The sequence below is a fragment of the Thermus caliditerrae genome (assembly GCF_021462525.1).
GTDB classification, from domain to species: domain Bacteria; phylum Deinococcota; class Deinococci; order Deinococcales; family Thermaceae; genus Thermus; species Thermus caliditerrae.
Window position 1 is genome coordinate 23,077 of sequence record NZ_JAKEDT010000005.1, and the last position, 12,623, is coordinate 35,699.

A 12,623-nucleotide genomic window follows, 5' to 3' on the forward strand; every position below is an offset into this window, starting at 1 on the left:
CCCCCCGCNGGGCGCTTAGTCCGCGGCCACCTTTAGCCGCTCGGCGATCTCGGGGATTCTGGCCAAAAAGACTCCTGTGGGGCTACCCGTGAGGGCCACTTCCTCCGGGGTACCCTCGGCCACGATCTCCCCGCCCCGGTCCCCCCCCTCGGGGCCCAGGTCGATGACCCAGTCGGCGGTCTTGACCACGTCCAGGTTGTGCTCGATGACCACCACGGTGTTCCCCGCGTCCACCAGGCGGTGGAGGACGGAAAGGAGCTTAGCCACGTCGTCAAAGTGGAGGCCGGTGGTGGGTTCGTCCAGGATGTAGAGGGTGCGGCCCGTGGCCTTGCGGCCCAGCTCCGTGGCCAGCTTGATCCGCTGGGCCTCTCCCCCGGAAAGGGTGGGGGAGGGCTGGCCCAGGCGCATGTACCCCAGGCCCACGTCCACCATGAGCTGGAGCTTGCGGGCGATGGTGGGCACGTTCTGGAAGAAGTCCAGGGCCTCCTCGGCGGTCATGTCCAGGACGTCGGCGATGCTCTTGCCCCTCAGCTTCACCTCGAGGGTTTCCTTGTTGTAGCGCTTGCCCTTGCACACCTCGCAGGGCACGTAGAGGTCGGGCAGGAAGAGCATCTCGATCTTCACCGTGCCGTCGCCGCCGCAGGCCTCGCACCGCCCTCCCTTCACGTTGAAGGAGAAGCGGCCCGGGCCGTAGCCCCGCTTCCTGGCCTCCGGGGTCTTGGCGAAGAGGTCGCGGATCTCGTCGAAGATGCCGGTGTAGGTGGCGGGGTTGGAGCGGGGGGTGCGGCCGATGGGGGACTGGTCGATCTCGATGACCTTGTCCAGGTGTTCCAGACCCTCCAGGGCGTCAAAAGCCCCCGGGGTGGTCTTGGCCCGCATGAGCCTCTGCGCCAGGGCGGCGTAGAGGACGTCGTGGATCAGGGTGCTCTTCCCCGAGCCCGAGGGGCCGGTGACGGCCACGAAGCGACCCAGGGGGATGCGCAGGGTGACGTTTTTCAGGTTGTGCTCCCGGGCTCCTTTAAGGACCAGCCACTTGCCGTTTCCCTTGCGCCGCTCCTTGGGCACCGGGATCCTCTTCTCCCCCCGGAGGTAGGCCCCGGTGAGGCTCCTGGGGTTTTGCAGGATGGCCTCCAAGGGGCCTTCGGCCACCACCTCCCCCCCGTGGATCCCCGCCCCCGGGCCCATGTCCACGATCCAGTCCGCGGCCCGCATGGTCTCCTCGTCGTGTTCCACCACGATGAGGGTGTTGCCCAGGGACTGGAGGCGCTTGAGGGTTTGGATGAGGCGCTGGTTGTCCCGGGGGTGGAGGCCGATGGAGGGCTCGTCCAGCACGTACAAGACCCCGGTGAGCCCGCTTCCCACTTGGGTGGCCAGGCGGATGCGCTGGGCCTCCCCCCCGGAGAGGGTGTTGGCCGCCCGGTCCAGGGTCAGGTAGTCCAGGCCCACCCCCACCAAAAAGCCCAGGCGTTCCACGATCTCCCGCAGGATGGGCCGGGCGATCTGGGCCTGGAAGGGGGTGAGCTTCTCCTCGAGGTTCTGGAAGAACTCCAGGGCTTCCCGCACGGGCAGGGCGGAAACCTCGGCGATGTTCCGCCCCGCCACCCGCACCGAGAGCACCTCCTTCTTGTAGCGGGTGCCCCCGCACACGGGGCAGGGCTTTTGCGACATGAAGCCTTCCAGCACCTCCTTGACCCCCTCGGACTCCGCTTCCTGGTACCGCTTCTGTAGCCAAGGGATGACCCCCTCGTAGTGGACCTCCACCCGGAAGGTCTCCTTCCCCCCACGGCGGAAGACCACCTCAAAGGGCTCGGGCAGGCCGTAGAGCACCGCCTGCTTAGCCGCCTCCGGCAGGTCCTTGAAGGGGGTCCTGAGGTCAAAGCCCAGGTGCTCCGCTAAGGCCCTGAGCCGGTCCCAAAGGTAGCTCCGGCCCGTGTCCCGGCCCCGGGCCCAGGGCAGGATGGCCCCCTCGGCCAGGGAGAGCTCGGGGTTCACGATGAGCTCGGGGTCAAACTCTTGCTTATACCCCAGGCCAGAGCAGGCGGGGCAGGCCCCGTAGGGGGCGTTGAAGGAAAAGATGCGGGGTTCCAGCTCCTCCAGCACGCTCCCGTGCTCGGGGCAGGCGAACTTCTCCGAGAGGAGCTCCTCCTCCCCCGTGTCGGGGTAGAGGACCCGCAGAAGCCCCTCCCCCCGGAGGAGGGCCAGCTCCACCGCCTCGGCGATGCGGGGGCGCTCCTCCTCCTTGAGGACCACCCGGTCGATTACCAGGTCGATGTCGTGCTTCTCATATTTTTCCAGGTTTAGGTTCTGGGCCTCCTCCAGGAGGTAGATGACCCCGTCCACCCGCACCCGGGCGTACCCCTCCTTCATAAGCTGCTGGAAGAGCTTCCGGTACTCCCCCTTCCGCCCCCGGACCAAGGGGGCCAGGAGGATGGCCCGGGTGCCTGGGGGGCGCTGCAGGAGGCGGTCGGTGATCTCGCTGGCGGACTGTTTCTCGATGGGGCGGCCGCACTCCGGGCAGTAGGCGGTGCCCACCCGGGCGAAGAGGAGGCGCAGGTAGTCGTGGATCTCCGTGACCGTGCCCACGGTGGACCGGGGGTTGTGGCTGGTGGTCTTCTGGTCGATGGAGATGGCGGGGGAGAGGCCCTCGATGCTCTCCACCTCCGGCTTGTCCATGACCCCCAGGAACTGGCGGGCGTAGCTGGAGAGGCTTTCCACGTACCGCCGCTGCCCCTCGGCGTAAAGGGTGTCAAAGGCCAGGGTGCTCTTCCCCGAGCCCGAGACCCCGGTGATGACGATGAACTTGCCCCGCGGGAGCTCCAGGTTGAAGTTCTTGAGGTTGTGCTCCCGTGCCCCCCGGATGACGATGCGGTCCATCCGTGGAAGTATACCACCCCTTCCCAGGAGGGACCAGGGGCTAAGGACGCAGGTGGATCAAGGGAACCCCTAGGTCGGGGGCTCGGGCCAAGGGGCCATCGGCGGTGAGCAGGGGGGCGGAAAGCTTTCGGGCCAAGGCCACGTAAAGGGCGTCGTAGGCCGTGACCCGGTCCTTGAGAGCCCAGGCTTCTTCCAGGAGAAGGCGGTGGTCCACCCGCCGCAGAGGCCAGCGGGCCAGGTCTTCCAGGGCCTCCCGGGCTCGCGCCTCTCCTAGCCTCCCTGAGAGCACCGCCTTGCGCAGAATGGCCAGTACCTCAGCGTCCAAAAGAGCAGGGGCGAAGAGGAGGGCGCTTTGAACCAGGGCCGCCACCTCCTGGCCCAGGGGGGTGCGGAGAAGGTACTCCCCCGCGGCGGAGGCGTCCAGCACGAGCCGCCTCACTCCCGTTCCTCCCGAACCTCCTCTAGGAGCTTGGCTACCGGAACGCCTAGGTTCGCGGGTTCCCGCCTCCCAAGGCGCTCTTCCCACTCCTCGGTCTCCAGCTCCTTCCGGAGGGCTTCCAGGGCCAGTTCCTTCAGAGTGATTCCCCTGGCCCGGGCTCGGCGCAGGAGGCGCTCCTTGAGCTCGGGGGGAAGGCCCTTGATCTGGAGGGTGCTCATGGCATGATTGTAGCATGCGAATAGAATGAAGGCATGGTTTCCCGCATGCGCCTCGAGGCGGAGGAAGCCCCCCAGGTGGTGGAGCGCCTTCTCCGGGAGAACGCGGCCGAGGTGAAGGACCTCGCCGCCTTCCTCCGGCGGCGTCCCCCGGCTTTGGTCCTCACCGCCGCCCGGGGGAGTTCGGACCACGCGGCGCGTTTCGCCAAGTACCTCCTCGAGGCCCGCCTAAGGTGGCCCACCCTCTCCCTGGCCCCTTCCGTCCTCACCCTGTACCGGGCCCTGCCCCGCCCTCCCCAGCCTTCCCTGCTCCTGGCCTATAGCCAAAGCGGGGAAAGCCCCGACGTGGTGGAAACCGTGGCCGCCTACCGCCGCCAGGGGGTCCTCACCCTGGCCCTGGTGAACCGGGAGGACAGCCCCCTGGCCCGGGCGGCGGAGGTGGTCCTCCCCCTCCACGCGGGGGAGGAAAGGGCGGTGGCCGCCACCAAGAGCTTCCTGGCCATGATGGCCGCCACGGCCCAGCTCCTAGCCGACCTCTTGGAAGAGACGAGGCTCCGGGAGGCTCTCCCCGCCCTCCCTGAGGCCCTCCACCGGGCCTTGGTGGCCGGGGGGGATTTGGCCTACCTGGAAGACGTGGAGCGCCTTTTCGTCCTGGGCCGGGGCTTCACCTACCCCGTGGCCCTCGAGGCGGCCCTCAAGCTCAAGGAGGTGGCCGCCCTGCACGCGGAGGGGTTTTCCGCGGCGGAGTTCCTGCACGGGCCCCAGGCCCTTTTGGAGGAGGGCTTTCCCCTCTTGGCCCTGGTGCAGGGGGATGAGGCCCTGGAGGGCTTCCTAAAGACCCTGGAGGGCCTCCGGGCCAAGGGGGCCCACCTCCTGGTGCTCTCCCCGGAGCCCGACGCCCTGGCCCTGGCCCACACCCCCCTGGCCCTTCCCGTGGCCCTGGAGCCGGAGCTCACCCCCCTCCTCCTGGTCCAGGCCTTCTACCCCAAGGCCGAGGCCCTGGCCCGCGCCCGAGGCCTGGACCCGGACCACCCCCGCCACCTGGCCAAGGTGACCCGGACCCGTTAGAAGACCTTCTCCCCCAAAGGCACCTCCCGTTCCGGCGCTAGGAGCACCACCCGCCCCGCCCCGTCCCTGGCCCCCAGGACCAGGACCTCCGAGGGGAAGCCGGCGATCACGCGGGTGCCCAGGTTCACCGCGCAGACCACCAGGCGGCCAATGAGATCCTCTGGGCGGTAGAGCTCGGTGATCTGGGCGGAGGAGGTCTTCACCCCCAAGGGCCCCAGGTCTACCCAGAGCTTGTAGCTGGGTTTCCTAGCCTTTTCGTGGGGCTCAGCCCTCAGGATGCGGCCCACCCGCAGGTCCAGGGTTTGGAAGGCGTGCAGGGCGTCCATACCTGGATTTTGCCAGGAAGAGCCTTTCGGGGCGTTGGTGCACGCTTGCGGTACAAACGGGTTCCCGCCTCCTCAGGAGGCGGGATTTGTGTGGTCCTGAAGCTGGTGGGCCGTGCAGGACTTGAACCTGCAACCAACCGGTTATGAGCCGGCCGCTCTGACCGCTTGAGCTAACGGCCCGCGCCGAAGGCTCATTCTAGCACAAGGGGCCTAGGGGGCCAAACGTCCCGGTCCGCTCTGGTATAAGCTGGATGGCGGAGGTGGAACATGGCGGTGAACGAGAGCACCACCGACCGGGTCATCCGTTTCGTCTTGGCCTTGGTCCTCTTCTACTTTGCCTTCCAGTCGGCTTCGCCCTGGAACTGGATTTTGGGCATCGTGGGCGTCGTTTTGCTTTTCACGGCCATCACCGGCTTCTGCGCCCTTTACAAGGTTCTGGGCATCAGCACCAAGAAGTAAACAGGGCGCAGGGTCCGTTGGGCGCTTTGCATGGGGGCCTTGCCCTGGCCGGTGGCTCCCGGGGACCCCGTGCGGGTGGAGTTTTACAAGTTCCCGGGGGATAGCCTGCATTACTTCTGGGAGGCCAAGGTGGTGGAGGTGCGCCCCGAAGGGGTCCTCACCCTTTTGCCCCAGGGGGGAACCTTCCACCATGTGGCCAAGGGTAGGAGGGTGGTGCTGGACCACGACGCCTACGTGGCCTTCTTCCCCGGGGCCTGGTACTCCGGCGGTCCCGACGTGTGCGAGGGGCGGGTCCTGGAGTACTACTGGAACGTCCAGACCCCGGCGGCGTGGACGGGAGAGGGGTTTCGCCAGTACGACCTGGAGCTGGACGTGAAGTGCCGCGCCGACCACACCTGCCAGGTTTTTGACCAGGAGGAATTCCTGGCCAAGCGCGCCCTTTACCCCAGCCTCTGGGTGGAGGAGGCAGAGAAAGCGGTGGAGGCCATCTTCCGCCACATGCGGGAGGGCCGCTGGCCCGTCTTGCCCCCTGGGGAACCCCTACCCTGGATGGAGCGAATCTAGGGTTGAAGGCGGGGCATGGGGATGTGCCCCTCCTCGTTCCCTCCGGGGCTCCAGGCCCTAAGGGGTTTCAGGGTGCGCCCCTCCAGGTGCCAGCGCCTTTTTAGGGCCACCTGGTAGAAGAGGCCCTTGAAGAAGCCGTGGAAGCTGTCCTCCCAGGTTTCTAGGTTTTGCGCCCTTAGGGGATAGTTGTGCCAGGCGGGGCCTAGGTAGAAAAGCCAGGGGTCCTCGAGGGGGCGCGTGTCCTCCGGGGGAAGGCCCAGGAGGGCGTTGAAGTAGCCCCTGAGGCGGCTTGCGGTGAAGAGCAGGTTCAGGTAGGGGTCTTCCAGAGCTTGCCGGGCCTCCGCCTCGCTCCGGGGGAAGGGCCGGGCGGGGTCCCAGGCTCCGAAGCGCTGCAGGCGGGCCTCCTGCTTCAGGGCGTCCTCCCAGCTCATCTGCGCCAGGCCTAGGGTCCGGCTCAGGGGAGCTTGCCCTTGGAGGGTGGCCAGCCGCTCGGCCAGGGTATCCGCCGCTTCGCGCACGCCACGGGAGAGGCCGAAGGCCTTGTCCCCCCCGTACTGCTCGTTGTCCACGATGGCTGCCAGCACCCCGTAAGGCAACCCTAGGGCGGAGGCGGCGGCCCGGATCTCCGTAGCGTGGGGCAGGACGTGGTGAGGCGCTACGGGGAGGCCTTCCAGGCTAACCCGGTTTCCCCTCGAGGCCTGCCCGATGGCTTGAACCCAGTGCCGTGCGGCCAGGAGAGCTTCCCGGGCCTCGAGGAAGGCGGCCCGCTTGCCGGAGCGCTGGTTTTTCAGCTCCAGGCGCACCAGCCGGTCGTAAGCCCGAGCGGCCTCAGCTCCCAGAAGAAGCTGGAGGCTGGCTTTGTTGGCGAGGTGCTGGGCCACCCAGACCTCCCGCTCCTGCCGCGGGTAGGGCAGGAGGTCTCGCAGGCTGGGCGAAGGGGGCGGGGGCGGGGGCAGGGGAAGGGCCAAAAAGAAAAGGCCCGCCGCCAGAAGGACGAGCCAGGGCCCCAAGGGCATGGGCGGCCTTAAGCCTGGGGGTCCTCCACGGGCGCGGGGGCGACCTCCACGGTGGCCTCCACCGGATACCCCACGTAGGTGCGGCGGCCCCCCAGGGTCCTTTCCAGCACCTCCCGCCACTCGGGGAGGTTGAGGAAGCGGTCCGCCTGGTTTCTAAGTTCCAGGTCCGCCAGCTCGTGGAGCCCCAAGAGGTGAATCTCTTTGCCTAGGGAACGCAGGGCACTAAAGGTGTGCGCCAGCTCGCCGGAACCGCTGGCCACGATGGCCCGGTCCCAGCGGGGGGAGGTGGTGAGGAGGTCGGTGGCCATCATGGCCTCAAACCGGGGCTCTCCCCGGACCAGGCGGCTTCGCACCGTGTAACCCATGAAGACCAGGGCGTCGATGAAGCGCTGCTGGCGCTCGTCCTCGGGGTCGGTGATGGGCACGTAGTAGAAAGCGTTGTAAAGCTGCTCTGGGGTGGCGAACTGGGTGAGCACCCGGCGGTGGTCCACGTTCCAGCCCAGGCGCTTGGCCGCCTGGTACATGTACGACCCGTCGATGAAAAGGGCAACCCGCATATGCCCCCATCTTAAGGCAAAGCCGAGGCCCAGGGTACCCTGGGCCTCGAGGGGACGAAGCCTTCAGGCAGGGGCCTTTTCCTCAGACTTCTCCGAGGAGTGGCCGGGGTTGACCTTGAGGGCGGGGTTGGCGTAGGCCGCCGCATGGTTGGCGGCGATGGCGGCCTCGCCGAAACCCAGGACAATCAGGGGCAGTTTCCCTGGGTAGGTGACGATGTCCCCACAGGCGTAGACCCCGGGGATGCTGGTGGCCATGGTGGTGTCCACCTTGATCTTGTTCTTTTCCAGCTCCAGCCCCCAGCCCGCCAGAGGCCCCAGCTTGGTGAGGTAGCCGGCCAGGATGAGGACCGCATCCACCCCCAGCGTCGTCTCCTCCTGGGTTTGGTTGTGGAAGATCACCGCCTTGCGCACCTCCCCGTCCCCTTCGATCCGCCGCACCTCGTAGGGGGTGAGGACGCGCAGCCTGCCTGCGTTGTGGGCTTCCATAAGCTCCTTCACGCTGGCCTCGTGGGCCCGGAACTGAGGCCTCCTGTGGATCAGGGTGATCTCCTGGGCGGTGCCCAGGAGGTTCAGGGCCCAGTCCACGGCACTGTCCCCCCCGCCCACGATCAAGACCCGCTTCCCTTGGAACTCGGCCTTGGCCTTGACGGCGTAGTAGACCCCTTTCCCCTCAAACTCCCGCTCCCCTGGGGCTCCCAGCCTCCTGGGCTCAAAAGCCCCCACCCCTGCGGCGATGATCACCGCCTTGGCGGTGAAGGTGTGGCCTAAGGAGGTGGTCACCTTAAAGTGTTCGCCCTCTTTCTCCAGGGTCTCCGCCCGCTCCCCCAGGTTGTAGATGGGGTTGAAGGGCGCCACCTGGTCCACCAGACCTTTCACCAGGTCTTTGGCGTAGACTTGGGGGAAGCCTGCCACGTCATAGATGTACTTTTCCGGATAGAGGGCGGAAAGCTGTCCCCCGGGCTCAGGCAGGGGATCGATGAAGCGAAAGGTAAGCCCCCGCATGCCCACGTAAAACCCCGCAAAGAGCCCCGCAGGCCCCGCACCGATGATGATCACATCCGTGTGCTCCATGGCCTCACCTCTCCTGGCATTCTACGCACTTCCCCCTGCCCCCGCCCCCTTTTCGGTAAAGGGACGAAGGGCCCGAGGGCTACCCGACCTCCAGTACCACCTTGCCGAAAACCCGCCGCTCCTCCAGAAGGCGGTGCCCCTCCGCCGCCGCCTCGAGGGGCAGTACCTGGCCTACCACGGGCTTCAGCCTCCCCTGTTCCACGAAGCGGAGGATGGGGAAGAGGCGGCTTTTAGAGCCCATGGTGGAACCCAGGATGCTGATCTGGCGGAAGAACACGTGGGCGAAGGGCAGGGTGCCCTCGTAGCCCGAGGAGGCCCCAGCGATGGCGATCTTCCCCCCGTTGGCCGTGGCGCGGATGACCCCCTCAAAGTAGAGGGCTCCGGTGTGGTCCACCACCTTGTCCGCCCCTTTACCCCCAGTAAGGCGGCGCACCTCCTTGTACCAGTCAGGGTGGGTGTAGTTCACGGTCTCGTCGGCCCCAAGTTCCTTGGCCCTTCGGAGCTTGTCCTCCGAGCCTGCGGTGGCGATGACCCGGGCCCCGAAGAGCTTGGCGATCTGGATGGCGGCCACGCTGACCCCGCTGCCTGCGGCCATCACCAGAACGTCCTCTCCGGGCCGTACCCCGAGCTTGTCCACCACCATCTGCCAGGCGGTGAGGAAGGTGAGGGGGATGGCGGCGGCCTCCACGAAGGAGAGGTTTGACGGTTTCCTGAGGAGGTTGACCTCGGGCACCACCAGGTACTCCCCATAGGCACCCCAGCGGTGCTCCCCCAGGATCTCGTACTTGGCGCAGAGGTTGTCCTCCCCCGCCAGGCACCGCTCGCAGTGGCCGCAGGAGAGCCCGGGGTTCACCACCACCTCGTCCCCCGGGGCGAAGGCGATTACCCCCGGTCCCACCGCGTCCACCACCCCGCTGGCATCAGCCCCCAGCACATGGGGCAAGGGAAGCTTGGGGCTGGCTACCCCTTTGCGCACCCAGACATCCAGGTGGTTGAGGGCCGCCGCCTTAACTCGGATGCGCACCTCCTTGGGGCCCGGTTCGGGGGTAGGGACTTCCATCGCTTTGAGGACCTCCGGTCCCCCCCTGGCTTCCATGACCACGGCTTTCATCGCGCCTCCTTATGGAGGGGATTTTCCCACGGCAAGGGCGAGGGGTCAAGCATAGTGTGGGGGCAGTCTTGACAGTGTCTAGAAAGAGGGGGTACCCTTACCGGCGTAAGCAAGAGGAGGCGAGCCCTATGAGAAAAGGATGGTTGGTGGTAGCGGGACTTTTAGCTATGGCGGGCGTGGCCGGCGCCCAGACCTTCGTCTGGCCCCAGAAGTGGACGGTGGCCAAGCCCCAGGAGGTGAAGCGGGGGGGCACCCTGCGGAACTCGGTGATTTCCGATTACCGCACCTTTAACCCCTTCATCACCGCGGAGTCGGGGAATGTGCCCAGCATTATCTCCGGAGGCAGGGGCCTGGTTACCCGCGACCCCACCACCGGGGACTGGATCCCCTACATGGCCGAGTCCTTCACGGTGAGCCCCAACAAGCTGGAGATCACCTTCAAGATCCGCCGGGGCATGAAGTGGTCGGATGGCCGGCCCATCACCGCCGACGACTGGATCACCACCTGGCGCATCCACACCGACAAGGCGGTGGGGTCCAACAGCTACGATTCCTTCTTCATTGACGGCAAGCCCATCACCCTGCGGAAGATCGACGACTACACCATCCGTTTCACCTACCCCAAGCCTGATGCCACAGCGTTTGCCGTGGCTGCCTTCGTGCCCTGGCCTGCCCATGTCTTCGGTCCTGTGTACCAGAGGGAGGGGGCTGAAGGCATCAAGAAGATGTGGGGCTTGAATGAGGACCCGAACAAGATCGTGTCTGGGGGGCCTTGGCTTATCGAGAGCTACCGCCCCGGCGAGCGCCTGGTGCTGAAGCGTAACCCTGCTTTCGGGGAGTGGAACAAGGATGAGGCGGGCAACCCCGTACCCTACCTGGACCGCTACGAGATCAGGATCGTCAAGGACACTAACGCCCAGCTGGCGGAGTTCCTGGCGGGGAACATTGACTTGATGGCCCCCTCCACCGTGGACCACATCTCCCAGATCCGCCAGGCCATCCAGCAGGGCCGCCTGGACGCCACCATCAAGGTGAACGCCTCTCCGGTGGCCAGTAGCCAGTTCATGGTCTTTAACTGGAACAAGGCCTCGGATCCCTTCAAGCAAAGCCTCTTCCGCTCCGACAAGTTCCGCCGGGCCATGAGCCACATCGTGAACCGCCAGGCGGTGGTGGACATCGTCTACGGTGGTCTGGGCACCCCCATGTACACCAGCGTCTACCCCGTGCTCACCCAGTGGATCAACCCCAGGGTGCCCAAGTACGAGTACAACCTGCAAGAGGCGGCCAAGCTCCTGGCGGAGCTGGGCTTCACCAAGAAGGACAAGGAAGGCTACCTGGTGGACGGCAGGGGGCGGCGGCTGGAGTTCAACCTCGCCACTAACGCCGGCAACGCCCAGCGGGAGCAGATGGCCAAGCTCTTCGTGGACGAGGCCAAAAAGGTGGGGGTGAAGGTGAACTTCACCGCCATCGACTTCAACACCCTGGTGGGCCAGCTGCTTGCCTCCGGGCCCGACCGGCCCTTTGATGCCATCATCATCGGCCTTTCCGGCGGGGACCTGGACTGGCCCTTTGGGTCCAACGTGGTGCCCTGCAAGGGCAACCTGCACATGTGGAACAAGTCGGGCCAGTGCATCGACCCGCGGGAGACCCAGCTGGACGCCCTCTACTCCCGCGGACGCACGGAACTGGACTTCCAAAAGCGGCGGGAGATCGGCTTCCAGATGCAGCAGATCGAGGCGCAGCTCTTGCCTGTCATCTACATCGCCGGGCCCAACTACCACCCTGCCTGGAACAACCGCCTGGGCGGCGAGCACCCCGACGCCATCATCAGCGCCATTTGGGGCCAGCGGGAGCTGGAGCTGACCTTCATCAAGAAGTGAGCTAGCCCTGTGTGTCCCCCGGGGCCAGGGTGCCCCGGGGGGCCTTTCAGAAGCTATGACCGCTTACATCCTGCGCCGTATCCTTTACCTGATCCCTACCTTTTTCGGGGCCACCTTCTTGGCCTTCCTCATCATCCAGATGGCCCCAGGGGACTACCTCACCCAGCTGGAGCTAGACCCCAAGGTGACCCCGGAGACCATTGCCCGCCTGCGGGCCCAGTTCGGGCTGGACCGGCCCGTGCACGAGCAGTACCTCCTCTGGATGAACAACATCCTCCATCTGAATCTGGGGTACTCCTTTGCCTACCAGGCGCCGGTCCTCGAGGTCATCTGGCCCCGGGTGGTGAACTCCATGGTGATTGTCCTCCCCTCCACCCTCCTCCTCTACCTGGTGGCCATCCCCATCGGGGTGTATGGCGCGGTGCGCCAGTACTCCTTGGGAGACCGCCTCCTCTCCTTCCTGGCCTACCTTGGCCTTTCCATTCCCAGCTTCTTCCTGGCCCTCATCGCCATCTACATCCTTTTGCAAATCAAGTTTCGCACCGGGACCTTGATCTTCCCTGTTTCCGGCATGACCTCCAGCGGCTTTGAGCAGCTACCGCCCTTGCGCCAGCTTCTGGACATCGCCTGGCACGCGGTGGTGCCTGTGCTGGTGGCCACTGCCAACGACATCGCTGGGCTTTCCCGCCTCATGCGGGGGCAGATGCTGGAGGTATTGGGCCAGGACTACATCCGCACCGCTCGGGCCAAGGGCCTGGCCGAGCGGGTGGTGCTCTACAAGCACGCTTTTCGCAACGCGGTGATCCCCTTCGTCGCCACCTTGGGCGGCCTCCTTCCTAGCCTCATCTCGGGGGCGGGCTTCGTGGAGGTGGTCATGGCTTGGCCGGGCATTACCCCCTTCTTCCTGGATGCCATCGCCAACCAGGACCTCTACGTCATCGCAGGCTTCCTTACCGTGAGCCTCGTTCTCCTCATGGTGGGGAACCTCATCTCCGACCTTCTTCTGGCCTGGGTGGACCCCAGGATCCGCTACGAATAGGGGG

At 66.3% G+C, this 12,623-nt stretch carries 13 protein-coding genes and 1 tRNA gene; 5 read left to right on the forward strand and 9 right to left on the reverse strand.

The window, feature by feature from the left end; genetic code table 11:
- Positions 1-15: 15 nt before the first annotated feature.
- From uvrA to L1088_RS04520, 3 genes are read right to left on the reverse strand one after another with little or no spacing between them, the layout of a single operon-like run.
- On the reverse strand, positions 16-2,874 hold the full coding sequence (gene uvrA / locus L1088_RS04510; protein WP_234553909.1) for an excinuclease ABC subunit UvrA: 2,859 nt from the start codon (positions 2,872-2,874) through the stop codon (positions 16-18).
- A 40-nt stretch (positions 2,875-2,914) separates the two neighbouring features.
- Positions 2,915-3,313 (reverse strand): type II toxin-antitoxin system VapC family toxin, encoded by a 399-nt coding sequence (locus tag L1088_RS04515; protein ID WP_135259632.1) that lies wholly within the window; start codon positions 3,311-3,313, stop codon positions 2,915-2,917.
- Positions 3,310-3,531, reverse strand: a complete 222-nt coding sequence (locus L1088_RS04520) for a toxin-antitoxin system HicB family antitoxin (RefSeq protein ID WP_135259633.1) — start codon at positions 3,529-3,531, stop codon at positions 3,310-3,312. The genes L1088_RS04515 and L1088_RS04520 overlap by 4 nt, the downstream gene beginning before the upstream one ends.
- Positions 3,532-3,564: 33 nt before the next feature.
- On the opposite strand from L1088_RS04520, the gene L1088_RS04525 reads away from it, so the two are divergent.
- On the forward strand, positions 3,565-4,596 hold the full coding sequence (locus tag L1088_RS04525; protein WP_234553910.1) for an SIS domain-containing protein: 1,032 nt from the start codon (positions 3,565-3,567) through the stop codon (positions 4,594-4,596).
- Here L1088_RS04525 and L1088_RS04530 read toward each other — a convergent pair.
- The gene (locus L1088_RS04530; RefSeq protein WP_234553911.1) at positions 4,593-4,922 is read right to left on the reverse strand and encodes a tRNA-binding protein; all 330 of its coding nucleotides are present in this window, start codon (positions 4,920-4,922) and stop codon (positions 4,593-4,595) included. The two genes, L1088_RS04525 and L1088_RS04530, sit on opposite strands and share 4 nt — an antisense overlap.
- A 103-nt stretch (positions 4,923-5,025) precedes the next feature.
- Positions 5,026-5,102: transfer RNA gene (locus tag L1088_RS04535), tRNA-Ile, on the reverse strand.
- Positions 5,103-5,189: 87 nt separating this feature from the next.
- Here L1088_RS04535 and L1088_RS04540 point away from each other — a divergent pair.
- Positions 5,190-5,381, forward strand: coding sequence for a YgaP family membrane protein (locus L1088_RS04540; RefSeq protein ID WP_038045571.1), 192 nt, complete (start codon positions 5,190-5,192; stop codon positions 5,379-5,381).
- Positions 5,382-5,411: 30 nt separating this feature from the next.
- Positions 5,412-5,945 carry a ribonuclease FAU-1 family protein gene (locus L1088_RS04545; protein WP_234553912.1) on the forward strand — a complete coding sequence of 178 codons (534 nt, stop codon included), beginning with the start codon at positions 5,412-5,414 and terminating at the stop codon, positions 5,943-5,945.
- Here the strand turns inward: L1088_RS04545 and L1088_RS04550 are convergent.
- The 4 genes from L1088_RS04550 to L1088_RS04565 all read right to left on the reverse strand — a co-directional run bounded on the left by L1088_RS04550 (position 5,942) and on the right by L1088_RS04565 (position 9,700).
- Positions 5,942-6,961, reverse strand: coding sequence for a hypothetical protein (locus L1088_RS04550; RefSeq protein ID WP_234553913.1), 1,020 nt, complete (start codon positions 6,959-6,961; stop codon positions 5,942-5,944). The genes L1088_RS04545 and L1088_RS04550 overlap by 4 nt on opposite strands.
- Before the next feature lie 8 nt (positions 6,962-6,969).
- Positions 6,970-7,518 carry a LabA-like NYN domain-containing protein gene (locus L1088_RS04555; protein WP_234553914.1) on the reverse strand — a complete coding sequence of 183 codons (549 nt, stop codon included), beginning with the start codon at positions 7,516-7,518 and terminating at the stop codon, positions 6,970-6,972.
- Positions 7,519-7,581: 63 nt separating this feature from the next.
- Positions 7,582-8,589, reverse strand: coding sequence for an NAD(P)/FAD-dependent oxidoreductase (locus L1088_RS04560; protein WP_234553915.1), 1,008 nt, complete (start codon positions 8,587-8,589; stop codon positions 7,582-7,584).
- Between the two features lie 79 nt (positions 8,590-8,668).
- On the reverse strand, positions 8,669-9,700 hold the full coding sequence (locus L1088_RS04565) for a zinc-binding dehydrogenase (protein WP_234553916.1): 1,032 nt from the start codon (positions 9,698-9,700) through the stop codon (positions 8,669-8,671).
- Positions 9,701-9,828: 128 nt separating this feature from the next.
- Between L1088_RS04565 and L1088_RS04570 the strand changes: the two genes are divergently transcribed.
- Together L1088_RS04570 and L1088_RS04575 are read left to right on the forward strand one after the other, a co-directional pair.
- Positions 9,829-11,580, forward strand: a complete 1,752-nt coding sequence (locus L1088_RS04570) for an ABC transporter substrate-binding protein (RefSeq protein ID WP_234553917.1) — start codon at positions 9,829-9,831, stop codon at positions 11,578-11,580.
- Positions 11,581-11,635: 55 nt separating this feature from the next.
- A complete protein-coding gene (locus L1088_RS04575; RefSeq protein WP_234553918.1) occupies positions 11,636-12,619 on the forward strand; it encodes an ABC transporter permease in 984 nt (327 codons plus the stop codon).
- Positions 12,620-12,623 lie beyond the last annotated feature (4 nt).